The following is a 24068-nucleotide window of genomic DNA, read 5'->3' as shown; positions in this document are numbered from 1 at the left end:
GGGTGGTATTAAAAGGCCGGCGCCAGTGGCGCTAGGCCTTAGGGTAGAGATGAGCGATCAGCGCTGCGCGGCCTGGCGCAAGCCTTTCAAGGTGTTGAGCGGTGCATCCACCACGAAGCTGTTGGCCAGCCAGGACGGCACGCTGCCACCCGGCTCGCTCTGGGCCTCGTAGGTCACTTCCGAGCCGCCATTCTTCGGCACCACCCGCCACTGGCCCTGGAAGCTCGCCACCCGTACATAGCCATCGGCCGCGGGACGGTAATCCGGCTGACCTTCGAGGGTACGGGTGAAACCGCCGTCGTGGGTCTTCTGCTCGGTGATGTGCAGCACCACGTCGCGCGCGGTCACCGGCCAGGGCATGTCGATGCGCATATAGGTCCAGGCCTGGTTGTCCTGACGCTTGAGCACCTGCAGCGACTGGCAGCGGAAGATCCACTTGCACGAGCCCACCGGATCATCCTGCAGGCGAGCGATGGTGGCCGGATCGGCCTTGATCTGGACCACGCCGCGGTAGGCCTTGTACTTGGAGCCAGCGACGGCACGGGTATAGACCTGGATACCGTCTTCCTGCTTGGCGAGCTGCCAGTCCTCAGCCTGGGCCAGGCCGGTGGCTGCGAGCAAGGTCAGGGCAAGGATGGAGCGAAGCGGCTTGTGCATGGGACGTCCCTTGTTGTTGTGGTTGTCGGAGAGCGTTGTGGAGAGATCGGATCAGGCGGCGGTCTCGCCTTCGAGCCGCAACAGGATGGCCATGGCTTCGGCACTGCTGGTGCCACAGAAGGCCGGCTCGGCCAGGAAGCCTCCGCACACGGCAGGACGCAGCGGCGAGCCGAACAGATCGCAGCGATTGGTGCTGTCCAGATGGGCGCAACGCACGCCGGATGGCTTGCCCTGGGGCATGCGTGGCAGCGGTGAGGAGATCGACGGCGCGATGCAACAGGCGCCACAACCCGGACGGCATTTCATGGTGAAACTCGCAGAGAAGAGGCTTGAAGCTTAAAACCAAGGCTGGGGCCTCACAAGCGAATCGTGACCAGATGTCGCTATACAGTCATGAATGTAACATCCATTCGCACGATGCTACGCAACCCAGAGATTTTTCGGCCGTCTTATCTGCGATGAGCGAGGCGGCTGGCCCGAGGGCGTGACAATGAAGCATTGGCTGGTGCTGGACCTGGAAGCGACCACCGACGAAGGTGGCTGGCCGCTGGAATTGATGGAGATCATCGAGATCGGCGCGGTGATGGTGGACGCCGAGGGCCAGGAGCTGGATCGCTACCAGAGCTTCGTCCAGCCTGAGCGCCTGCCGCTGCTGACACCCTTCTGCCGCGACCTCACCCATATCAGCCAGGCCGATGTCGATGGGGCCGAGCGGCTGGCTGGCACCTGGCCGACCTTCGAGCGCTGGCTGGGCGCCTACGAAACCACCCTGGCCGGCTGGTGCAGCTGGGGCGACTTCGACCGCCGCCTGCTGGAACGCGCCTGGCGCGAGCACGACCTGCACACCCACCTGGCGCGGGTGCCGCATCGCAATCTCAAGCAGGCCTTCGCCAAGGCCCGCGGCCTGGCGCGCCCGCTGGGTCTCACCGCCGCGCTGGAGTCGGCCGGACTGGCCTTTACCGGGGTGCTCCATCGTGCCGAGACCGACGCGCGCAACACCGCCAAGCTGTTGCCCGCCAGTCTGCCGGCCTTCGCGCGCTGACCGACGCAGGAAGCGGTGACAGCCGGGGACGGCCTTGGGCATACTCGCGGACGGTTCTAACCGCTCTCGCACAAGGAAACCCGATGTTCAAGGTCAACGAATACTTCGACGGCACCGTCAAATCCATCGCCTTCAGCCTGAAGTCCAAGCCTGCCACCCTGGGCGTCATGGCCCCTGGCGAATACGAATTCGGCACCAGCCAGCTGGAGGTCATGCACGTGGTGGCCGGCGCCCTGACCGTGAAGCTGCCGGGCAGCGAGACCTGGGAAACCTTCGCCGCGGGCAGCCAGTTCACCGTACCGGCCAACGCCAAGTTCCAGCTCAAGGTCGCGGAAGACACCGCCTACCTCTGCGAATACCACTGAGTCCGTGCGTCCCGTCATTCGGCCATCCAGGCCGACTGGCGGGGGCCGCTACCCCGCCTGAACGCTTCCGCTTCGGCTCTGTCCTAAGCGACACCGCCGCTTTCGGAGTCGTCGCCATGTCGCCAGCTGCAGCCCAGGGCACTCGCCAGCCGAGTCATGCCCGCCCCTTCGAGCACCAGCCCCGGAATCTCCCGACGCATGGGGTAGCCCTTGCGCAGGGCGTCGAACGCCTGGGCACGCGCCAGGGCCGGCAGGCAGAGGGTCGCGCGTAGCGCCGCATCGTCATCACGCGGATCGTAGACCGCACGACAGACGCGCTTGAAGGCCGTCGCCTGCGGCGTGTCCCCGCTGAACACCAGGCGTTCCAGCTGCTGCGGCGGCAACAGGTCGCTCAGACCCAAGCGTGGCGTTTCTCCCGCCCAGGCGCAAAACGCCTCATAGACCTGCGCCGTGCCGCGCCACTTGCCTTCCAGGCTGTGCCCGGCGATATGGGGCGTCACCAGGTGGCAGAGACGGGCCAATTCAGGGTCGATACCTGGCTCGCCTTCCCAGACATCCAGTGCCACCGCCAGCTCGGCGCCACCGGCCAGATGGGTACGCAGCGCGGCGTTGTCGATCACCTCGCCGCGGCAGGCATTGAGTAGCCAGCTTCCTGGGCGCAGGCTGGTCAGGCGGTCGGCATCGAACAGATGCAGGGTGCGCTGCGCACCCTCGCGGATCAGTGGCGTATGCAGGCAGAGCACGTCGCACCGCGCGATCAGCTCATCCAGGCTGTGGAAGTCGCCCTGCTCCGTCGCCTGACGCGGCGGATCGCAGACCAGTACCTTCCAGCCCAGTCCGCGCAGCACCTTGGCGAGGCGGCCGCCGACCTGACCGGCGCCGACGATGCCATAGGTCCGCTGCGCCAGCTCCGCGCCGGCGCCATCGGCCAGCGCCAGCAGCGCGCCAAGCACCCAGTCCACCACCCCACGGGCATTGCAGCCGGGGGCGTTGCTCCAGCGGATGCCCGCCTGCTGCAGATAGCCGAGATCGAGATGGTCGGTGCCTATGGTGCAGGTACCAACGAAGCCGACCTTCGAACCTGCCAGCAGCGTCTCGTCGATGCAGGTGATGGAGCGCACCAGCAGCGCATCGGCGCGGCCCACGGCTTCGCGATCGAAGGCGCGGCCAGGAAGGCGTTCGAGGGTCGCATGGGGTCCGAAAAAGGCGTCCAGCAGCGGTATGTTTTCGTCGGCAAGGATGTGCATGCCTGGGCACTCGTAAGGGCGGGGATCGGCACTTTACCAGGCCATTCGCACCAGGCAACGGTCGCCGCGAGGCTTGCCACGCCGGCCATGAGGTCTAGACTATTGGCCCCGAAGCTGACCGACCGCTCAAGTGACCTCCTCTCTACCTCGTATCAGACGCGAATTCGGCGCCCTGCTCTCCCTGGCCGCGCCCATCGTCATCGCCCAGCTCTCGCATTCGGCCATGGGCTTCGTCGACGCCGTGATGGCCGGCCGTGTCGGCCCGCTGGATCTGGCTGCCGTCGCCCTGGGCAACTCCGTGTGGATTCCGGTGTTCCTGCTGATGACCGGCATCCTGCTGGCGACCACGCCCAAGGTAGCCGAGCGCCACGGCGGCGGGCGCAGCGGTGAGATCGGCTCGCTGGTGCGCCAGGCGCTGTGGCTGGCCCTTGGCTGCGGCCTCATCGCCAGCCTGCTGCTGCTCAATGCCCGACCGCTGCTGGTGGCCATGCACGTCGACCCGCAACTGATCGGCCCGACCCTGCTCTATCTCAAGGGCATCGCCATGGGTTTGCCAGCCACCGCCTTCTACTATGTGCTGCGCTGCTTCAGCGACGGCCTCGGGCGCACCCGGCCGGCGATGCTGGTCGGCCTCGCGGGGTTGGCGCTGAACGTGCCGCTGAACTGGATCTTCATCCAGGGCCACCTGGGCCTGCCGGCCCTGGGCGGCGCCGGCTGCGGCTTCGCCTCGGGCACGGTGATGTGGGCGATGCTGCTGGCCATGCTGGCGATCATCCGTACCGAACGCTATCGCTCCTGCGCCATCTTCGCCCGCTTCGAGCGGCCGCACGGACCCACGCTGCGCGCCCTGCTGGCCATCGGCGTACCCATCGGCATCGCCGTGTTCGCCGAGTCCAGCATCTTCTCCGTGGTGGCGTTGCTGATCGGTGAACTGGGCCCGACCGTGGTGGCCGGTCACCAGGTGGCGCTCAACTTCTCCGGTCTGGTGTTCATGGTGCCCCTGGCGCTGGGGATGGCGGTAACCGTCCGCGTCGGTCAGGCATTGGGCCGCGGCGAGCCGCGCGAGGCCCGTTTCGCCGCGGGCGTCGGCATGGCCGCCGGGCTGCTCTGCGCCTGCGTTTCCTGCACCCTGATGCTGACCGCGCGTACCTTCATCGCCGGGCTCTACTCCCAGGACCTGGCGGTGATCCAGCTGGCGGCCTCGCTGCTGGTATTCGCCGGCATCTTCCAGTTCTCTGACGCCATCCAGGTTACCGCCGCGGGCGCCCTGCGCGGCTATCAGGATACTCGCGCGACCATGGTCATCACCCTGCTGGCCTACTGGGGCGTGGGACTGCCGGTCGGCTGGGCGCTGGGACTGAGCGACTGGTTCGGTGCGCCACGCGGACCGGCCGGCCTCTGGCAGGGCCTGGTACTGGGTCTGACCTGCGCGGCCATCCTGCTTTCGGTGCGCCTGGCGCGCAGTGCCCGTCGACGCATCCACGGCGCCAAGCCCTTGCTACACTGACCCCCTCGTCGGACGGCCCTGGGCCGTTCAGGACGGGCGTTTTCACCTTTCGCGAGCGTGCGGCTTCGATGATCTTTCGCCTGCTACAGCTGTTTTGCCTCTGCTTCCTGCTCATCGGTCCGGTCCAGGCAGCCCTGCCCGGGCTGCCAGGTACAGAGAAGGATCAGGTCGACCCCCAGTTCGGCCAGTCCCTGGACCAGGTCATCAAGACCCTGGAAAGCGATCAGCAGCGCAATCGCCTGCTGGCGGATCTCAAGAAGCTGCAGGCCGCCCAGACCAAGGCTGAACCCAGCGCCTCCCAGGGAGTGATCGGCCTGATCACCGACACCATGACGGTGGTCGAGCAGCAATTGCAGCGCGACAACCTGCGCGAGCGCTGGCAATTCCAGCTGGATCAGGCTGGCGCGGAGCTGGCCATGTTGGCACCCGCGCCCGAACAGCGGCTCAATCTGCTCTCGGGTTTCGTCATCACCCTGGCCTTCTGGGCCGGTTGTGCCCTGGGCCTGAAGAGCATCAGCCATCGGCTGCGCATCAGGTTCGGGCTGGCCGAGGAGCTGCCGCTCAGACCGCGGACCCTGGACCTGGTGCGTTTCGCCCTGCGCAAACTGGCACCCTGGCTGCTGGCGTTCGTCATCACCCTGCTGGTATCCCTGTGGATGCCGGATTCCCTGGGCAAGACCGTCGCCGTGACCCTGGCCTATGCCGCCGTCATCGGCCCGCTGTTCGCGGCAACGGTGGTGGTGATCTGCTCCCTGCCCAGCGGCGCGCACCGCAGCCGGGCGTTGCTGATCCTGCGCCGGCGCGCCTTTCGCCCGCTGTGGATCATCGGCAGCCTGGCGGCCCTGGGCGGCGTGGCCAGCGATCCGCACCTGGCCGAGACCCTGGGGCCGCACCTGGCCGCGGTCATCGCCATTGGCGCCAATATCTGCGCCGCCCTGCTCACGGCGCAATTCGCCCTGAGATTCCGCCGCCCCATCGCCCACCTGATCCGCAACCAGCCCCTGGCCAAGCGTCAGGCGCTGCGCGGCCTGCAGGGCGTGCGCCACCTGATCGCCCGGCTCTGGCACCTGCCGCTGTTGATCCTGGTGGCCGTCTCGGTGGTGGCCACCTTCGTTTCCGCCGGGGACACCAGCGACGCCCTGCGCCGGGCACTGCTGTTCGCCGTGACCATGGGTGCCGCCATGGGGCTCAATGCCCTGGTCAGGGCGCGCCTGCTGCACCGGCGCCATCACGGCCGAATCCAGGAAGCCTATGCCGAACGGCTGCGGGCGTTCTTCGTGCTGGTACTGGGGATCGTCATCTGGCTGGTGGGGATCGAACTGGCCCTACGGGCCTGGAATCTCTCCCTGCTGGGGTTCAGCCAGGGTGACGGCCATGCGGTCGCCAGCAAGTTCTTTGGCCTGGGCGGCACCCTGTTGCTGGCCTGGCTGGTATGGATCCTGGCCGACACCGCCATCCATCGCAGCCTCAATCTGCACCGCGTGAGCCCCAACAACGCTCGCGCCCAGACCATGTTGCCGCTGATCCGCAACGTGCTGTTCCTGACCATCTTCGTCATCGCCCTGATCGTCGCCCTGGCCAACATGGGCGTGAACGTCACCCCGCTGCTGGCGGGTGCCGGCGTCATCGGCCTGGCGGTGGGCTTTGGTGCCCAGAGCCTGGTAGCCGACCTCATCACCGGGCTATTCATCATCATCGAGGATTCCCTGGCCATCGGCGACTATGTCGACGTGGGCAACCACCTGGGTACCGTCGAGGGCCTGACCATCCGTACCGTGCGGCTGCGGGACATCGACGGCATCGTCCACACCATTCCCTTCAGCGAGATCAAGAGCATCCAGAACTACTCGCGGCAGTTCGGCTACGCCATCTTCCGCCTGCCGATCCCGCAGGCATTGTCCGTGGACAAGGCCATCGAGATGGTCCAGGAAGTCGGCCGCTCACTGCGCCAGGATCCGCTGATGGGCCGGGACATCTGGTCGCCGCTGGAGCTGCAGGGGGTAGAGAGCTTCGATTCGGGCATGGCCATCCTGAGATTTCGCTTCAAGACCGCGCCAATCAAGCAGTGGGAGGTCTCGCGGGCCTTCAACCTCAAGCTCAAGCGCTACCTGGACGACGCCGGCATCGAACTGGCCTCGCCGCGCATGAACGTGCGCTACGAGGTAGGCGGCTCGCCGCTGGATCAGGCGGCGCGGGGCAGCGAAGCGCCAGGCGAAGGCTGAGGCCGCTGGCACGACCGTCGGTCCTCGCGGCACTGCGGAAAAGCCTCTAGGGTGAACGTCACTCTATCCTGGCGAGGTCCTGACATGCCCCTGCGTACCCTGCTCTGTTATGGCGACTCCAACACCCACGGCACCCGTCCCCTGACCCAGCCCGGCGTGCTCGAACGCTTCGGCTGGGACGAACGCTGGACCGGCGTCCTGGCCCGCGGCCTGGGCAGCGACTGGCAGGTGATCGAAGAAGGCCTGCCGGCGCGGACCACGGTGCACGACGACCCCATCGACGGCCAGCACAAGAACGGCCTCACTTATCTCCGACCCTGCCTGGAAAGCCAGCTGCCCGTGGACGCCCTGCTGCTGATGCTCGGCACCAACGATCTCAAGGCACGGCTGTCAGTAACGCCCGCCGACATCGCCAGTGCGTTGCAGGTGCTGCTGGAAGAGATCAAGCGTTGCAATGCCGGCCCGAACGGCGGCACGCCCAGGCTGATTGTCATGGCACCGGCCCCCATCGAGGAAGTGGGCTTTCTTGGCGAGATCTTCGCCGGCGGCGCGGCCAAGTCCCGCCAATTGGCCGAGCGCTATCGACAGGTAGCCGAGGCCCAGGGCGCGACCTTCGTCGATGCCGGGGAGCTCATCCAGGTAAGCCCAGTGGACGGCGTGCATTTCGAAGCGGACCAGCATCGGCGGCTGGGGGAGCATCTGGTGGGGGTGGTCAGAGCGGCCGCTAGCGCCGGAGCGTAGCGTGGACAACGGCGGAGCCTTGTCCGCGGACTTGAGGCCATACAGTGGAAAACGCTGCGCGGTTTTCCACTCTACGGGGTAACAGACATCGTCCTCTTGGGCTTCGATGATGGAGCCGTCTCAGCCCAACCTACGCATGACTCTCCTATGTAGGAGCGGCCCATGGCCGCGATGAGGCTTGAGCCTGAACTTGAATTGCCGGAAGTAAGCGGGTTTTATCGCGGCCATGGGCCGCTCCTACAGGGGCTGCAGGGCTGAACGTAGCCTGGACAACGGCGCAGCTTTGTCCACGGACTTAATGCCACATAGTGGAAAACGCTGCGCGGTTTTCCACTGTACGGGGTAACGGACATCGTCCTGTTGGGCTTCGACGATGGAGCCGTCTCAGCCCAACCTACAGAACCGCATCAACGTAGGTTGGGTTGAGCGCAGCGAAGCCCAACATCCTCGGCTCAGCGCCGCTTTCAGCGATCCAGGCCGTAACGTTGACGAAGGGCGTGGTATTGCTCGCTGTAAGCCTGATAACCCAGGTTTCTGGCCTGAAGTGCAGCCAGCTCGTCTTCAAAGGTCAGCGCAGCAGGCGTGGCGGTCGAGGCAACAGGTGCTGTGGACCGGACGACGGGCGCGGGACGCATCTGACCCAGGAGTTCGTCTATCACCGGATTGAGCTTCGCTGCGGTTCCCTGCCACTTCATCAGGGAGAGACCACCCTTGCCACGCAGATGGTAATCGGCCTGGCCCACCCGGCGGCCACTGGCATCGCGAATCGTCAACTCGGCCACGGATAGATAGGGGGCCATATCCCACGTCTGCCGGGCGGTGTACTCGAGAACATAAGGGCACTGACGCGGCACCTGCGCATAGGTCTCGGTAGGGACGCCATGGCGGGCGAAGCCAGCGCGGACCACGGGCAGGAAATCCTTCACCCAGACGGCAGGATTTTCCTGGATACACACCAGCTCCGGACGTACCGCGACAGGGTCGACCTGTACCGAGGTGCAACCCGCAAGAACCAACGAAACAACACACAGCGTCCTGGCTTTCATCAAAGGCATCCCTGCTTGCTAGACCGACGATTGTGAGCCAAGTCACAGTAGCAAAGCGAGCCCTGCGCTGAAGGTCATTCCACCTTCTTGCGAATCCAGTACAGGTAGCGCCCTTCCCCTTCGCTCTTCTCCACCAGCTCATGGCCGAGGAAAACGCAGAACTTGGGGATGTCACGCTGGGTGGAGGGATCGGTGGCGATGACCTTGAGCAGGGCGCCGGGGGCGATGTCGCGCACCTTGTTGTGCAGCATCATCACCGGCTCCGGGCAGTTGAGCCCGCTGGCGTCGAGGGTGGCATCGGCTTCGAGGGTCATCGGCACTCCAGAAAACGCTAAAAATAGATATCGAGTAGGCGCGAGAACCTGTGCAAAGTTTCGCGAGCTAGAGACAGGCAAGGCGCAACGACCAGCGAGAGTAACAGCCAACGGCTGGCCCGAAGGGTGAGCGCCAGCGAATAAAGCCGTCGAGGAAGCGCAGTTTACGAGTGTAAATGAGCATTTCGACAGGGCTGGCGATCCAGGCGGTTTTCAACGCAGCCTGGCCGACGCGCAGCAAACTTTGGATAGGTTCTCAGGGTTTACGATCCAGCCGGCGCAGATGACAGGTCACCTCCTCGCGGTCGTGGTAAAGCTGCTTGCAGCCGATGACCACGCGCTGGCCACGATCCTTGAAGTGATCGCGCAGGCGTTCGAGGATGCCGGCCAATTCGCGATAGCGCTGCTTCATCGGCAGCTTGAGATTGACCACCGCCTCGCGGCAGTGGCCCTCGCCGATCCAGCGCTCGATCAGCGCCGCGGTGCGCGCGGGCTTCTCGACGATGTCGCAGACCATCCAGTCCACCGGACGCTTGGGGACGTAGGCATAGCCGTCGACCTGCAGGTGCTCCACCAGGCCGCTGTCCATCAGCGCCTCGTTCATCGGGCCATTGTCCACCGCTGTCACCAGCATCTCGCGGGCCACTAGTTGCCAGGTCCAGCCACCAGGCGCCGCGCCCAGATCCACGGCACGCATCTCCGGCGCCAGGCGAGTCTCCCATTCGGCGCGGGGAATGAACTGGTGCCAGGCTTCTTCCAGTTTGAGCGTCGAGCGACTGGGGGCCTCGCGAGGAAACTTCAGCCGTGGGATGCCCATGGGCCAGAGCGCGGCGTTGTCCGGCTCGACCAGGCCGACGAAGACTTCGCGGCCGCTGAGGAAGGTCAGCTGCAGACGCGGCGCCCGGGCATCGTCCACCAGGCGGCCGGCCTTGCGCAGGGCAAGGGTCAAGGGGCGTTCGAACTTCTTGCAAAAGGTCGACAGGGCCTTGCCGTCGTTGGTGTCAGGCATTTCCAGCGCCAGGCTGCCGCAGACGGGATAGCCCGCCAGCAGCTCCAGCAACGGACCGATGCGATCCTGCTCGGGCAGGCTCAGAAAGGCGCCGCGCGACCATTGGCGGGGAAAGACCAGCTCGGCGAACCTCAGGTGCTGCATCAGGCGCGCGGCGTCGGTCGCATCGCCGCAGACGAATTCGGCATAGGCCGCGCCCGGCTTGCCTTTGGCGTAGCCCGCCACGCCGAGCAGCGCCGCCCGCTCACCGAGCTCGGCGCAGACCTCGCCTTCGAATCCGGTACGGCACAGCAGCAACAAGGTATTCACGACAGGGCTTCCTCAAGGGGTCACGCAGGGCGCGCACTATACCCCAGCGCGCCGTCTGGGGAACGCCAGCGGCGGCTGTCGGTCCAGTACTACACCTAGAAAAATCAGTCCGCCCAGCGCTGGTACGGGTCTCCTTCACCTTTCGAGGCTCGTACGGCCAGCGGGCAACCGTCGAAGCGTCGATAAGGAGACCCCTGATGCCAGCCCTGGACAGCCTCAAAAGCCTCAAGACCCTGCAGGTCGGTGAGCGCACCTACCACTATTACAGCCTGCCCGACGCGGCCAAGACCTTGGGCAGTCTCGACAAGCTGCCCAAATCGCTCAAGGTGCTGCTGGAGAACCTGCTGCGTTGGGAAGACAACCAGACCGTTACCGGCGAGGACCTCCAGGCCCTGGCCGACTGGACCAAGACCCGTTCCGCCAATCGCGAGATCCAGTACCGGCCGGCGCGGGTGCTGATGCAGGACTTCACCGGCGTACCGGCAGTGGTCGACCTGGCCGCCATGCGCGAAGCCGTGGCCAAGGCCGGTGGCGATCCGCAGCGGATCAATCCGCTTTCCCCCGTCGACCTGGTGATCGACCATTCCGTGATGGTGGACCGCTACGCCAGCGAAAACGCCTACCACGAGAACGTCGAGATCGAGATGGAGCGTAATGGCGAGCGCTACGCCTTCCTGCGCTGGGGCCAGAACGCCTTCGACAACTTCCGCGTGGTCCCGCCGGGCACCGGTATCTGCCACCAGGTCAACCTGGAGTACCTGGGCCGCACCGTCTGGACCAAGGAAGAGGACGGCCGCACCTATGCCTTCCCCGACACCCTGGTCGGCACCGACTCCCACACCACCATGATCAATGGCCTGGGCGTGCTGGGCTGGGGCGTGGGCGGTATCGAGGCCGAGGCGGCCATGCTCGGCCAGCCGGTGTCCATGCTGATCCCCGAGGTGGTGGGCTTCAAGCTCACCGGCAAGCTGCGCGAGGGCATCACCGCCACCGACCTGGTGCTGACCGTGACCCAGATGCTGCGCAAGAAGGGCGTGGTGGGCAAGTTCGTCGAATTCTTTGGTGATGGCCTGGCCACCCTGCCCCTCGCCGACCGTGCCACCATCGGCAACATGGCCCCGGAATACGGCGCCACCTGTGGCTTCTTCCCGGTTGACCAGATCACCCTGGATTACCTGCGCCTGTCCGGTCGCCCCGAGGAAACCGTGCAGTTGGTGGAGGCCTACACCCAGGCCCAAGGCCTCTGGCGTAATCCCGGCGACGAGCCGGCATTCACCGACGTGCTGGAACTGGACATGGGCGAAGTCCAGTCCAGCCTGGCCGGTCCCAAGCGACCCCAGGATCGCGTACTGCTTGGCGAAGTCGCCAAGACCTTTGGCGACTTCGCTGCCCTGGCACCGAAAAAAGCCGAGGCACCCAAGGCTGGCAGTGGCGTCGAAGTGCAGCTCGACGGCCAGACCTTCCAGCTGGAGGACGGCGCCGTGGTGATCGCTGCCATCACCTCCTGCACCAACACCTCCAACCCCAGCGTCATGATGGCAGCCGGTCTGCTGGCCAAGAAGGCGGCCGAGAAGGGCCTGATGCGCAAGCCCTGGGTGAAGTCTTCTCTCGCCCCCGGCTCCAAGGTGGTGACCGACTACTACAATGCCGCCGGTCTCACGCCCTATCTCAACGACCTTGGCTTCGACCTGGTCGGCTATGGCTGCACCACCTGCATCGGCAACTCCGGCCCGCTGCTCGACCCCATCGAGAAGGCGATCCAGGACGCCGACCTCACCGTGGCTTCGGTGCTCTCCGGCAACCGCAACTTCGAAGGCCGTGTGCATCCGCTGGTCAAGACCAACTGGCTGGCCTCGCCGCCGCTGGTGGTGGCCTATGCGCTCGCCGGCAGCGTCAAGGTCGATCTGACCCAGGAGCCGTTGGGCACCGGCAACGACGGTCAGCCGGTCTATCTGAAAGACGTCTGGCCCACCCAGCAGGAAGTGGCCGACGCCGTGCAAAAGCTCGACACCGCCATGTTCCACAAGCAATACGGCGCCGTGTTCGACGGTGACGAGAAGTGGCAGGCGATCCAGGTGCCGGACGCCGAGACCTATGTCTGGGATGCCGACTCCACCTACATCCAGAATCCGCCCTTCTTCGAGACCATCGCCGGCGATCCGCCGCGCATCGCCGACGTCCACGATGCCCGCATCCTGGCGCTGCTGGGCGACTCGGTCACCACCGACCACATCTCCCCGGCCGGCAACATCAAGAAGGACAGCCCCGCTGGCCGTTATCTGGCCGAGCATGGCGTGGCCTATGCCGACTTCAACTCCTACGGCTCGCGCCGGGGCAACCACGAAGTCATGATGAGAGGCACCTTCGCCAACATCCGCATCAAGAACGAGATGTTGGGCGGTGAAGAAGGCGGCAACACCTACCACGTCCCCACTGGCGAAAAGCTGTCGATCTACGACGCGGCCATGAAGTACGAGTTGGAGAACACCCCGCTGGTGATCATCGCCGGTAAGGAATACGGCACCGGTTCGTCCCGTGACTGGGCCGCCAAGGGTACCAACCTGCTGGGCGTCAAAGCCGTGGTCGCCGAAAGCTTCGAGCGCATCCACCGTTCCAACCTGGTGGGCATGGGCGTGTTGCCGCTGCAGTTCAAGGACGGCGTCGACCGCAAGTCCCTGGGGCTGACCGGCAAGGAGAAGATCGCCGTGCTGGGCATCGACGGCGTCGAGTTGCGTCCGCGCATGCCGCTGACCCTGGAAGTCACCCGCGAGGATGGCAGCCTGGAAAGCGTCGAGGTGCTCTGCCGTATCGATACGCTCAATGAAGTGAGCTACTTCAAGGCCGGCGGCATCCTGCACTACGTGCTACGGGAGTTCCTGGCGAAGCCTGCGGCCTAACCTGGCGCCAACGGACGCCCGACAGCCTGGCTGCCGGGCGTTCTGCTGTCAGGGGGTTGCCAACAGCTGACTCGCCTCTTGCCCGAACCCCTCGACCACCTCCTGCAGCGGTCCGAGAAAGCGCGGATGGATCAGCCACAGCTGGATTTCCGGCTTGAAGTCCTTCAACGGGATCACCGCCAGGCGTTCGCGGTGGACACTCAAGGCCAGCAGCGGTGCCGGGACCAGGCCCTGGCCGTCCGCCACCAGGCCGAGCTGGAGTTCGGCACCATAGGTTTCCAAGTTGATGCGCAGCGCCTGGCCCTGCTCGGCCAGGGTCCGTTGCAGGCTGGCGCGAAAGCCACAGCCGTCGGGGTTGAGTACCCAGCCCTGGCCCTGGATATCGGCCGGCCGCTGTGCCTTGGCCGGCGCCTGGTCGCGGGCACAGACCACCTACAGCGGCATGGCGCCCAGAGCCTGGGTCTCGACGTTGTCGGGAAACACCTTGTTGGCCGGAAACAGCACCAGGGCGCCCTCCAGCTCGCCATGCTCGATACGGCTGACCAGCGCGCTGCCCCAACCGGTCGCCACCTGGGTACGCAGTTCCGGGTAGCGGGTACGGATGACCTTCACGGCCTCCAGCAATAGCGCATCGCCCAGGGTCTGGGGCACGCCCAGGCGCAGCAGCCCGGACGGCGGGGCATCGTCCGCCACCCGCTCGCGCAGGGCGTCCATCTCGCGCAGGATGGCGCGGCAGTGGCCGTAGACCTCCTGACCCAGGCGGGTCGGCTTGAGTGTCTTGGTGTGACGGTCGAGCAACTGGAAGAGTTCGCTGTCAAGGGCGCCCTCACCACAGCCCTCTTTCATGGCGAGAGGGGGCAGTCCGCGCGAAGGTCTAGATCCGCTGTAACCCAGCTAACGCCCCGGCTATGTTGGGCTTCGACGATAAAGCCGTCTCAGCCCAACAGGCCGGGGAAGACCCTACCGCTGCATGCCCCACTTCTTCACCGTCAGCCGCTCCAGGGTGGCGAACACCAGGCCTTCCACCAGCAGGCCGATAATGATCACCGCGGCAAGGCCGGCGAAGACGCGGTCGGTGTAGAGCTCGTTGCGATTCTGGAAGATGTACCAGCCCAGGCCGCCCTTGCCGCTGGAGGCACCGAACACCAGCTCGGCGGCGATCAGGGTGCGCCAGGCGAAGGCCCAGCCGATCTTCAGGCCCGAGACGATGGCCGGCAGCGCCGCCGGGATGAGGATCAGCCCGACGTACCTTAGCCCCTTGAGACCGTAGTTGCGCCCCGCCATGCGCAAGGTGTCGGAAACGCCGAGAAACCCCGAGTAGGTGTTGAGCGCCATGGGCCAGAGCACCGAATGCACCAGCACGAACACCAGGCTGTTCTCGCCCAGGCCGAACCAGAGCAGCGCCAGGGGCAGCAGGGCGATGGCCGGCAGCGGATTGAACATGGAGGTCAGGGTGCCGAGCAGGTCGCGACCGAACTGGGTGGAGACGGCCAGGGCGCTCAACGCCAGGGCCAAAACCACGCCCAGCAGATAGCCCTTGAGCAGGGTGCCGAGGGAAATGGCAACCTTGGCCGGCAACTCGCCGGTCACCAGGCCATCCCAGAAGGCCGCGGCGGTCTGCAGGAAGCTGGGCAGCAGCAGGTCGTTGCCCTGCCAGCGGGCGGCCACTTCCCAGGCCAGCATCAGGATCGCCAGGATCACCAGCTTGCGCAGCCAGGCCTGGCTCCACAGGCGCGTGGCCAGGGGTAGTTCGACCGCCAGCGCCAAGTCGTCGAGGGGCGCGAGGTCCCGTTGGTATTCGGCCCGCACCGGGGACTGTCGAGTCATGGTCCACCTCGAAACTAGTAGGAAATTCGGCCCTGGACGATGGCCTGCTGCAGGCGCAGGCGCTCGTCGGCGACCTCCGGTGGCAGGGTCTGAACGTCGTCGGGGAACAGCAGGTTGTGGATGCGCAGCGCGGTACTCTGGAATTCGGCGCCGCCGAAGTCCTCGAGGCCGAACTGGTGGCAGTTGAGTTCCGCGCGGACCCGGCCCGGATGGGGCGACAGGAGCAGGATGCGATTGCCCACCACCAGCGCCTCTTCGATGGAGTGGGTGACGAACAGCAGGGTGAAGCGCACCTCATCCCAGAGCGTCAGGAGTTCTTCCTGCATCTTGCGCCGGGTCAGGGCATCCAGCGCAGCGAAGGGTTCGTCCATCAGCAGGATCTTGGGCTGCATGGCCAGGGCGCGAGCGATGGCCACCCGCTGCTTCATGCCACCGGAGAGATGATGCGGATAGGCATCGACGAAGCGCGTCAGGCCGACCTTGTCGAGGTAATGCAGCGCCCGCTCACGCGCCTCGCCACGACTGGCCTGGCGACTGGCGAGCAGCGGGAACATGGTGTTTTCCAGCACCGTCTTCCACGGCGGCAACTGGTCGAATTCCTGGAACACCACGATGCGATCCGGTCCCGGGTCCTTGATCGGCTGGCCCTCCAAGCGAATCTCGCCGTGCAGCGGCGGCAGGAAGCCCGCCACCGACTTGAGCAAGCTGGACTTGCCGCAGCCGGACGGGCCGAGCAGCACGAAACGGTCGGCGCCATGCACCTCGAAGGACACCTGGTGCGTGGCCCGCACCCGCCGCTCGCGGGTGCGGTATTCGAGGTCGAGATCCTGCACCTGCAGCAGCGGCTGGGTCTGCGCCAGGGTCAGGTGCGGACGGGAAGCGAGAGGAGCGTTCATGGTCGTCTCCGGTATTTAAAGGTTGCTCAAAGTTTTGCGAGCTAGAACCAAACGAGGCGAAAAGGCCGGAGGAAGCGGAATTTACGTGTGGTAAATGAGTATTCCGACGGGCTTTTCAACGCGGTTTGGCCGACGCGCAGCAGACTTTGAGCAAGCTTTCAAAAAGGTGCATCGCCCTGGATGGTGGTGCGGTACAGCTTGCGCCGCAGATGATTGGGGCAGCCGGCCGCCAGGTGCAGCAGCGAGCGGTTGTCCCAGAACACCAGGTCGTGGGGCTGCCACTGGTGGCGATAGAGGTGCTCGGGCTTGACGCTGTGGGCATGCAGCTCGGCCAGCAGCTCGCGACTCTCGTCTTCCGGCAGGCCGACGATGTGGGTGGTGAAGCCCTCGCTGACGAACAGCGCCTCGCGGCCGTTTTCCGGATGGGTGCGCACCACCGGATGCACCACCGCCTTGACCTCGGCCAGTTGCGCGGCGGTCAGGGTCGGCCGCCAGTTGCCCTCGAACTTGGGTTTGGCGTAGGTGGCGGTATAGGAATGCTCGGCCTGCAGACCCTCGACCTGACGCTTGAGGGCCGCCGGCAGGGTGTCGTAGGCCAGGTGCATGTTGGCGAAGACGGTATCGCCGCCCTCCTCCGGCAACTCCTGGGCGTGCAGCATGGAGCCCAGGCTCGGCAGCTCCTTGTAGGAGAGATCCGAGTGCCAGAACTTGCCGGCATCGCCGAGACCGATGGGCTGGCCGTCTTCGATGATGTTGGAGACGGTGAGGATTTCCGGATGGCCGGCCAGGTGGAATTGCTTGAGCACATGGATCTGCAATTCACCAAAGCGGCGGCTGAAGGCGATCTGCTCCTCGGGGGTGATGCGCTGGTCGCGGAACACCACCACGTGATGATCCAGGTGGGCGCGATGGACGCGGGCGAAGTCTTCGGCATTGAGCGGCCGGGCCAGCTCGATGCCGAGGATCTCGGCACCCAGGTTACCGAAGGGACGGATCTCGAAGGCTTGGTCGGCGGCCGGACGGGGGGAGGCGAGGGTCATTGGAGTGTTCTCCTTGGTGGTCCAGCTCAGCTGCCGGGACGCTCGTGGGCTTCGGGGAAGAAATAGTCCTGCCAGGCGGCAGCCTGGTGTTTCAGCACGCCCAGCTCGTGCAGCTTCCGGGCGTAGACGAAGGTCCGCTGGGGCTCGACCGTGAAGTCGATCTCCGGGTCTTCGACGATGCGCTGCACCAGGGCCAGCGGCAGCTTGGAATGCTCGACGCGGATATAGGCTTCCGCGGCCGCGGCCTTGTTGGCGCGGATGAAGGCGGCGGCTTCTACCAGGGCGTCATAGAAGGCGCGGTAGGTCTGGGGATTCCCGTCGTGGAATTTCTCGGTGGTGTAGAGCACGTTGAAGGTGCCCGGACCGCCGAGGACGTCGTAGCTGCTGAGGATGCGATGGACCCGGGGATTCTCCAGCGCCTGGTACTGGAACGGCGGACTGGAGAAATGGGTGGTGATCTCCGAGCCGCCCGCCAGCAGGGCGGCGCTGGCATCGGGATGCGGCAGACTCACGCTGATGGCATCGAATTTCTTGAACTGGGCGTCGCCAAAAAGCTTGGCGGTCTCGATCTGCAGGGTGCGCGACTGGAAGCCTACACCCGCCGCCGGGACGGCGATGCGGTCCTGGTCGGTCAGGTCTCTGATCGACATGACCTCGGCGCGATTGCTCAACAGGTAGTTGGGCATGGCGCCCAGGGCGGCGATGGCCTTGACGTTCTGCCGGCCGCGGGTGCGATCCCAGACCGTCAGCATCGGCGGTACGCCGGCGGAGACCACGTCCAGCGAGCCGGCCAGCAGCGCCTCGTTCATGGCGGTGGCGCCGGAGATGCTGTTCCAATCCACCTGGATGTCCAGCCCGGCAGCCTTGCCGTGCTTCTCGATCAGCTGCTGATCGCGCACCACGTCGAGGATCAGATAGCCGATGCCGAATTGCTGGGCAATGCTGATCCTGCCCTCGGCCACGACTTGGCCGGCAAAACCCAGGGCGCCAACCACTGCGAGGATCGCTGTGAATCCCTTGTATATCCTGCTCATCCACCACGCTCCGTGCCGATTGGCTACCCGAAAGCGTTATAGGCTAATGAGCTGTTATAACTTTTGGTAAAGACGGAATTTGTCTAACCATATGCGCGGCGGCACATGAGCAAAGATCCAGGTCGACCGCCGCGACGGCACTACCCTTCCAGCAGCTGCCGCAGGCGCCGTACGGCGCTGGCCGGGGTGGTGAGCACCGGCCCTGCCCAAGCGATCTCACTGGCCGCCTGCGCGGCGGTCATGGAGAACTGAGCGAAGCAGAGCACATCATAGTCGCCACGGAGGCGGCCCGCAGCCGTGGCGATGAGGGCGTCGTGGCGGGCCTGGTCACCCCCATGCAGCGCCTCGAGCGCGCCTTCGCAGAGGATCGGCGTGATGTTCACGGCCTGGCCGAGCCGCTGTGCCTCGACCTCGAAGTCGCTGACGATGGCCGCGCCCGCCGGGGCGAAGGTGGTCAGGGCGGCAATGCGCCCGCCTTGGGCAAGGGCCTCCTGCACCATGGCCTCGTTGGGCTTGAGGACCGGTCGTCGATAGCGGCGCTGGCACGCTTCGATGGCGCTGGAGAAGGCCGAGCAGGTAAAGAGCACGGCGTCGGCCTCGCCGCGAAAGGCATGGTCGGCGAGGTCCTGGATGCGCTGGTCAAGCACCGGCGTGCTACCCCCGGCGGTGCTGGCGTCCTTCGACAGCGAGTCGTCCCAGAGATCGAAGCGCTGCGCCTCGGGCCAGCCCTGGGCGAAGGCGGTGTTGATGGGTTCGATGGCGATGCGGGTGGCGTGAATCAGAAAGATGCGTTTGGCAGTGGTCATGGCGATAGCGCTCCTGGAAGGGCCGCCCGAAAGGCGGCTGGTAGCCCGCAGAGGCGCCTAGCGGACGTCGAGGACGATCACGCCGTCGGCATCGGCGTAGAGCTGATCGCCGCTACGGATCGTCTGCCCGGCGAAGGTCACCGCCTCGCCGATCTGGCCTTCGTCGCGTTTGACCGACTTTCGTGGCGAGACGCCCAAAGCCTTGACCGCCAGGGGCAGCCCGGCGAGCACCGCCTTGTCACGGACGTGGCCGTAGATGAGGGCGCCGGCCCAGCCGTTCTTAACCAGGTCCTCGGCGATGATGTCGCCTAGCAGCGCACAGCGGTCGCTACCACCGCCATCCACCACCAGCACACGGCCCTCGCCCGCTTGCTGACTCAGTTCCTTGATCCGCGAGTTGTCCTCGAAGCACCTGACCGTCAGCGCCGGCCCGGCGAAGTCCTGGCGGCCGCCCAGGTCCTGGAAGATCGGCTGCAGGACGCGCGCGCGGTCGCCATGGTCGTCACAGAGGTCGGTGGTCTTGAAGGTCATGGTGGTGCTCCTTGGTGGTCGAAAGATCGATCAGGCCGGTACTGTTCGCCGTGCCAGCAGCTGACCAGTCACGAGCACGATGAAGACGCCGAGAACGCCGGCCGCATAGGGAACCCAGTGCATGTCGGCGGTACCGAGCCAACCCTGCAGGAGTTCGTCACTGGCGATCAGCTTGCCGGCGATCCAGCCAAGCAGGGCTGCCCCGGCCATGACCAACCAGCGGAAGCGCTCCATCAGGCGCAGGATGATCTGGCTACCGAAGATGATGATGGGGATGCTGATGAGCACGCCGGTGACGGCCAGGCCCAGATGGCCCTGGGCAGCGCCGGCCACGGCGATGACGTTGTCCAGACTCATCACCACATCGGCCACCATGATGATCCAGATGGCCTGGCCCAGGCTGGTACCGGCCTTGACGTCGGCCTCGTCGTCCTCGGGCACTAGCAGCTTGATGCCGATCCACAGCAGCAGCACGCCGCCCACCACCTTGAGCAGCGGCCAGCCCAGCACGTAGCTGGCGACGAACAGCAGCAGGATACGTAGCACCACGGCGCCAGCGACCCCGCCGAGGATGGCCTTGCGTCGTTGCGCCTCGGGCAGGCGGCGACAGGCCAGGGCGATCACTACGGCATTGTCGCCGCCGAGCAGGATATCGATGATGACGATCTGGAGCAGGCTGGTCAGAAAGATCGGATCGGACAGGGTGGTAAGCAAGGTGGACCTCGTCTATTTAGGGGCTGACGTCCCTTGGGCAGCAGAGGGCCGCAATGATTTCAGGTCGCTAATATTGTCTTTTATATCAACACAGCACAATATTTGCCAAGCCCTGAGACCTTGCGTTCGTGTACGGAGAACGCTGCCTTGGCCAGATACCAATTTCGGTGGCTGACGAGCCCTCCTAGGATGCCCCTGTCCCTTCCTTCCCCAATCAGACCGGATAGCCCATGAAGTTTGCCCTGGATTCCGCCCACGCCGGCCAGCTCACCCTCGGCGACCGGCATTACGCCTATGTCGACCTCAAGCGTCTGTTCGACGCCAACACCCTGGCGCGCATGCCGTACTCCTTGCGCCTACTGGTGGAAAACGTCGCCCGCTGCTTTCCCGAGGCGCTACCGCCAGTGCTGGCGCGCGCCCGTGGTGAAGGCCCGCCGTGTGAAGCGCCCTTCCTACCCAACCGCCTGATGTTCCACGACACCACCTGCCTGCCCGCCCTGGCCGACTTCGCCGGCATGCGCGACATGGTGGCCGAACTGGGCGGTGATCCGAGTCGGATGAATCCACGCATCCCGGCGGTGCTCACCATCGACCACTCGGTGATCGTCGAACGCTTCGCCGAGCCGGACGCGGTGGAAGCCAATCTGGACATCGACTATCGCCGCAACACCGAGCGTTACCAGTTCATCAAATGGGCGCAGAAGAGTTTGGACAACTTCAAGGTGGTCCCACCGGGCACCGGCATCATCCACCAGGTCAACATGGAGTCACTCGGCACCGTGGTCTGGGAAAGCGAGACCAGCGACGGCCAGCCACTGCTGCACCCGGACGATATGGTCGCTACCGACAGCCATACGCCGATGATCAACGCCATCGGCATCCTCGGTTGGGGCGTGGGCGGTCTGGAAGGCCAGGCGGCCATGCTGGGCGAACCGGTACCGATTAGCTTTCCCGAGGTCATCGGTATCCGCGTGACCAACGCGCTGCGTCCGGGGGTGACCGCCACTGACCTTTCCTTGAAAGTCACCCAGTTGCTGCGTCAGCGCGGCGTGGTAGGCAAGTTCGTCGAGTTCTGCGGACCGGGCCTGTCGGGCCTGAGTTGGGCCGTACGCGGCACCCTGTCCAACATGGCACCGGAATACGGGGCGACCGTGGTGTTCTTCCCCTTCGATACGGTGACCATGGAGTACCTCGAGCTCACCGGCCGCACGCCGGAGCTGCGTGAGCGAGTCGCCGCTTATCTGGAGGCCCAGACCCTCTGGCGTCACGACGACGACCCTGAACCCCAGTTCACAGAGGTCATCCACCTGGACCTCGCGAGTATCGAGCCCAGCGTGGCCGGTCCGCACCAGCCGCACCAGTGGCAGCCCCTGGCCAGAGCCGCAGACTCCTTTCGGGCTGAGGTGCCAGTCGATGCGGACGTCGGTCTGATCGCGCGTTCCACCCCGGCGGCGGACTACTTCGAGCCGAGCTTCGGCCAGCCGCTGACCCATGGCGCCATTTCCATCGCCGCCATCACCAGCTGCACCAACACTGCCAACCCGAGCCAGATGATCCAGGCAGGTCTCCTGGCGCGAAGGGCGCGCGAACGTGGCCTCACCCGCAAGCCCTGGGTGAAGACCTCGCTCTCCCCTGGCTCCCGGGTGGTAGCGGACTACCTGCGCGATGCCGATCTGCTGAGCGACTTCGCGGCCCTCGGTTTCGACCTGGCCGGCTTCGGCTGCATGACTTGCATCGGCAACTCGGGCAAGTTCGAATCCCACATGGAGGCCTTCGCCGACCAGGGCTTGAAGACAGTGGTGGTGCTGTCCGGTAACCGCAACTTCGAGGGGCGGGTCAATCCCAAGGCGCAGTTCGGTTACCTCGCCTCACCGGCCCTGGTGGTCGCCTACGCCCTGGCGGGCAGTATCGACGTCGATCTCGAACAGGCCGTGCTGGGGCTGGATCAGGCCGGTCAGCCGGTCCACCTGCGCGACTTGATGCCGGACGACGACGAGGTCCAGGCGCTGGTCCGCGAGACAGTGCGCCCGGAGCTGTTCCGCCAGCGCAACGCCACCCTCTGGGATGGGACCCATCACTGGCAGGCGCTGTCGGCCGAGGGTAGCGTGCGCTTTCCCTGGTCGCCCAGCTCGACCTACCTGCGGCGTCCGGTCTATCTGGAAGGTATCGCGCCGGAGCCGCCAACATCGCTGGCCGTGCGCGGTGCCCGGGCCCTGATGGTGCTGGGCGACAACATCACCACCGACCATATCTCGCCCGCCAGCGCTATTCCCCTGGACAGCCCCGCCGGCCAGTGGCTGGTGGCCCACGGCGAGTTGCCGGAAGACCTCAACCAGTACTCCACCCGGCGCAGCAATCACGAGGTGATGATGCGCGGTGCCTTCGTCAACCGCGCGGTGAAGAATCGCCTGCTGCCGGCGCATCCGGGCCAGGGCGGCTGGGCGGGGGCAGCCGACGGCGAGATATTGCCGGTGTACGACGCCGCCCTCAGCTGGGTCCGCCAAGGCACGCCGCTGGTGGTGTTCGCCGGCATCAACTATGGCGCCGGCTCCAGTCGCGACTGGGCGGCCAAGGCCCAGGCCACCCTGGGGGTTCGGCTGGTGGTGGCGCAGAGCTTCGAGCGCATCCACCGCAGCAACCTGATCGGAATGGGCATCTTCCCGGTCCGTTTCCCGGCCGGCCTGACCGTCGAAGCGCTAGCCCTGAGCGGCGAAGAACGCCTTGATTTCGTCGGCCTCGACGAACTGCAGGTGGGTATCAATCCCATCACCCTGAGCATCACCCGCCCGGATGGCCGGCAGGACAGCATCGTTCTGGAACTGCCATTGGATTCCAGCCAGGAGATTCTCTACCTGCGCCAGGGCGGAATCCTGCCCTACGTCATCCGCAAGGCACTGAGCGAGGCGCGGGCCGACGACTAGCTGACCCACCGGATCCATGCTGCTTCCACGCCACAGGAGCAGCATCCTAGCCACAATATTGTATCTTGTATGTTTACAGGACAATAACGTTCAACGTACCTTGCTTCCAACACGGCTCACGCCCGACAAGAACGACAACAGGAGAGCAACACATGAGCGAGCGCATCGCCTTCGTCACCGCCGGAATGGGCGGTCTGGGTACCGCCGTCTGTCAACGCCTGGCCCGGGACGGCTTCACCGTCATCGCCGGCTGCGGCCCGGACTCATCGCTCAAGACCGACTGGCTCGCACAGCAACGCAAGCTGGGCTTCGATTTCATCGCGGCCGAAGGGAACGTTGCTGACTGGGAATCCACCCGCGCCGCCTTCGCCAAGATTCGCGACGAGGTCGGTCCGGTCGATGTGCTGGTCAACAACGCCGGTACCGCCTGCAACGTGGTGTTCCGCGACATGCAGCCGGGCGACTGGCAGACCGTCATCGATACCAATCTCAATTCGCTGTTCAACGTCACCCGCCAGGTGATCGACGGCATGACGTCCCGCGGCTGGGGCCGGATCATCAACATTTCCTCGGTCAACGCCCAGCTCGGTCAGGTCGGCCAGGTCAACTACTCCACCGCCAAGTCGGCGATCCGTGGCTTCACCCGGGCGCTGGCCAGGGAACTGGCAGCGCGCGGGGTGACCGTCAACACCGTCTCGCCCGGCTACATCGCCACGCCACGACTCAAGGCCCTGACCCGTACCGAACTCATGGATCGCATCGTTCACGAGATTCCCATGCGCCGCCTGGGTACCCCGGAAGAGATCGCCTCGATCTGTTCCTGGCTGGCCTCGGACGAATCGGCCTTCGCCACTGGCGCGGACTTCTCCCTCAACGGCGGGCTGCACATGAGCTGATCGCTGCTCCGTCACCAGACCACAACAACAACCACAACAAAAGTTGT

21 protein-coding genes and 1 pseudogene are annotated in these 24068 nt (G+C 65.5%); 8 read left to right on the top strand and 14 right to left on the bottom strand.

All coding sequences use genetic code 11. The annotated features are described in order from the left end of the window. Window positions 1–57: 57 nt before the first annotated feature. Window positions 58–657 (bottom strand): START domain-containing protein, encoded by a 600-nt coding sequence (locus ACWPW1_RS10495; RefSeq protein WP_434776431.1) that lies wholly within the window; start codon window positions 655–657, stop codon window positions 58–60. A gap of 51 nt (window positions 658–708) precedes the next feature. Next, on the bottom strand, window positions 709–963 hold the full coding sequence (locus ACWPW1_RS10490) for a YkgJ family cysteine cluster protein (protein WP_434776430.1): 255 nt from the start codon (window positions 961–963) through the stop codon (window positions 709–711). A gap of 184 nt (window positions 964–1147) precedes the next feature. Here ACWPW1_RS10490 and ACWPW1_RS10485 point away from each other — a divergent pair, with 184 nt between their 5' ends. Beyond that, a complete protein-coding gene (locus ACWPW1_RS10485) occupies window positions 1148–1699 on the top strand; it encodes an exonuclease domain-containing protein (protein ID WP_059314629.1) in 552 nt (183 codons plus the stop codon). Between the two features lie 83 nt (window positions 1700–1782). After that, window positions 1783–2064: a pyrimidine/purine nucleoside phosphorylase gene (gene ppnP, locus ACWPW1_RS10480; protein ID WP_027597776.1), complete on the top strand. Its 282-nt coding sequence runs from the start codon at window positions 1783–1785 to the stop codon at window positions 2062–2064. An 83-nt stretch (window positions 2065–2147) separates the two neighbouring features. Here the strand turns inward: ppnP and pdxB are convergent, their stop codons facing one another. Further along, window positions 2148–3311, bottom strand: coding sequence for a 4-phosphoerythronate dehydrogenase PdxB (gene pdxB / locus ACWPW1_RS10475; RefSeq protein ID WP_434776429.1), 1164 nt, complete (start codon window positions 3309–3311; stop codon window positions 2148–2150). A gap of 130 nt (window positions 3312–3441) precedes the next feature. Here pdxB and ACWPW1_RS10470 point away from each other — a divergent pair, with 130 nt between their 5' ends. The 3 genes from ACWPW1_RS10470 (at window position 3442) to ACWPW1_RS10460 (ending at window position 7781) form a co-directional block, all read left to right on the top strand. Beyond that, window positions 3442–4818 (top strand): MATE family efflux transporter, encoded by a 1377-nt coding sequence (locus tag ACWPW1_RS10470; protein WP_059314627.1) that lies wholly within the window; start codon window positions 3442–3444, stop codon window positions 4816–4818. A 68-nt stretch (window positions 4819–4886) separates the two neighbouring features. Continuing rightward, window positions 4887–7040, top strand: a complete 2154-nt coding sequence (locus ACWPW1_RS10465; protein ID WP_434776428.1) for a mechanosensitive ion channel domain-containing protein — start codon at window positions 4887–4889, stop codon at window positions 7038–7040. A gap of 84 nt (window positions 7041–7124) precedes the next feature. Next, the gene (locus ACWPW1_RS10460; RefSeq protein WP_434776427.1) at window positions 7125–7781 is read left to right on the top strand and encodes an SGNH/GDSL hydrolase family protein; all 657 of its coding nucleotides are present in this window, start codon (window positions 7125–7127) and stop codon (window positions 7779–7781) included. Window positions 7782–8245: 464 nt separating this feature from the next. Here the strand turns inward: ACWPW1_RS10460 and ACWPW1_RS10455 are convergent, their stop codons facing one another. The 3 genes from ACWPW1_RS10455 to rlmM form a co-directional block, all read right to left on the bottom strand. Beyond that, the gene (locus ACWPW1_RS10455) at window positions 8246–8827 is read right to left on the bottom strand and encodes an Sbal_3080 family lipoprotein (RefSeq protein WP_434776426.1); all 582 of its coding nucleotides are present in this window, start codon (window positions 8825–8827) and stop codon (window positions 8246–8248) included. Between the two features lie 74 nt (window positions 8828–8901). Next, on the bottom strand, window positions 8902–9141 hold the full coding sequence (tusA, locus tag ACWPW1_RS10450; protein ID WP_027597771.1) for a sulfurtransferase TusA: 240 nt from the start codon (window positions 9139–9141) through the stop codon (window positions 8902–8904). A 256-nt stretch (window positions 9142–9397) separates the two neighbouring features. Then, a complete protein-coding gene (gene rlmM, locus ACWPW1_RS10445) occupies window positions 9398–10459 on the bottom strand; it encodes a 23S rRNA (cytidine(2498)-2'-O)-methyltransferase RlmM (protein WP_454252897.1) in 1062 nt (353 codons plus the stop codon). A gap of 197 nt (window positions 10460–10656) precedes the next feature. Between rlmM and acnA (ACWPW1_RS10440) the strand changes: the two genes are divergently transcribed. Next, window positions 10657–13356 (top strand): aconitate hydratase AcnA, encoded by a 2700-nt coding sequence (gene acnA / locus ACWPW1_RS10440; protein ID WP_434776424.1) that lies wholly within the window; start codon window positions 10657–10659, stop codon window positions 13354–13356. A 48-nt stretch (window positions 13357–13404) separates the two neighbouring features. Here the strand turns inward: acnA (ACWPW1_RS10440) and ACWPW1_RS10435 are convergent. The 8 genes and pseudogenes from ACWPW1_RS10435 to ACWPW1_RS10400 all read right to left on the bottom strand — a co-directional run. Continuing rightward, window positions 13405–14184, bottom strand: a pseudogene (locus ACWPW1_RS10435) (LysR family transcriptional regulator); the annotation flags it as partial. Between the two features lie 132 nt (window positions 14185–14316). Then, entirely contained in the window at window positions 14317–15183 is an 867-nt protein-coding gene (locus ACWPW1_RS10430; protein WP_434776423.1) for an ABC transporter permease subunit, read from the bottom strand. A 14-nt stretch (window positions 15184–15197) separates the two neighbouring features. Beyond that, entirely contained in the window at window positions 15198–16079 is an 882-nt protein-coding gene (locus ACWPW1_RS10425) for an ATP-binding cassette domain-containing protein (RefSeq protein WP_434776422.1), read from the bottom strand. A 158-nt stretch (window positions 16080–16237) separates the two neighbouring features. After that, the gene (locus ACWPW1_RS10420; RefSeq protein WP_434776421.1) at window positions 16238–17119 is read right to left on the bottom strand and encodes a TauD/TfdA family dioxygenase; all 882 of its coding nucleotides are present in this window, start codon (window positions 17117–17119) and stop codon (window positions 16238–16240) included. A 26-nt stretch (window positions 17120–17145) separates the two neighbouring features. Continuing rightward, entirely contained in the window at window positions 17146–18153 is a 1008-nt protein-coding gene (locus ACWPW1_RS10415; RefSeq protein ID WP_434776420.1) for an ABC transporter substrate-binding protein, read from the bottom strand. A gap of 140 nt (window positions 18154–18293) precedes the next feature. After that, entirely contained in the window at window positions 18294–18959 is a 666-nt protein-coding gene (locus ACWPW1_RS10410) for an aspartate/glutamate racemase family protein (protein WP_434776419.1), read from the bottom strand. A 57-nt stretch (window positions 18960–19016) separates the two neighbouring features. Continuing rightward, a complete protein-coding gene (rraA, locus tag ACWPW1_RS10405; protein WP_059314613.1) occupies window positions 19017–19490 on the bottom strand; it encodes a ribonuclease E activity regulator RraA in 474 nt (157 codons plus the stop codon). 30 nt (window positions 19491–19520) lie between these two features. Next, window positions 19521–20204 (bottom strand): YjbE family putative metal transport protein, encoded by a 684-nt coding sequence (locus ACWPW1_RS10400; RefSeq protein ID WP_434776418.1) that lies wholly within the window; start codon window positions 20202–20204, stop codon window positions 19521–19523. Window positions 20205–20434: 230 nt separating this feature from the next. Between ACWPW1_RS10400 and acnA (ACWPW1_RS10395) the strand changes: the two genes are divergently transcribed. Continuing rightward, entirely contained in the window at window positions 20435–23125 is a 2691-nt protein-coding gene (acnA, locus tag ACWPW1_RS10395) for an aconitate hydratase AcnA (protein ID WP_434776417.1), read from the top strand. A gap of 152 nt (window positions 23126–23277) precedes the next feature. Further along, window positions 23278–24021, top strand: a complete 744-nt coding sequence (gene phbB, locus ACWPW1_RS10390) for an acetoacetyl-CoA reductase (protein ID WP_454252896.1) — start codon at window positions 23278–23280, stop codon at window positions 24019–24021. Window positions 24022–24068 lie beyond the last annotated feature (47 nt).

The organism is Pseudomonas sp. Marseille-Q7302 (genome assembly GCF_965111925.1).
This window is presented reverse-complemented; position numbering and strand designations above follow the sequence as displayed.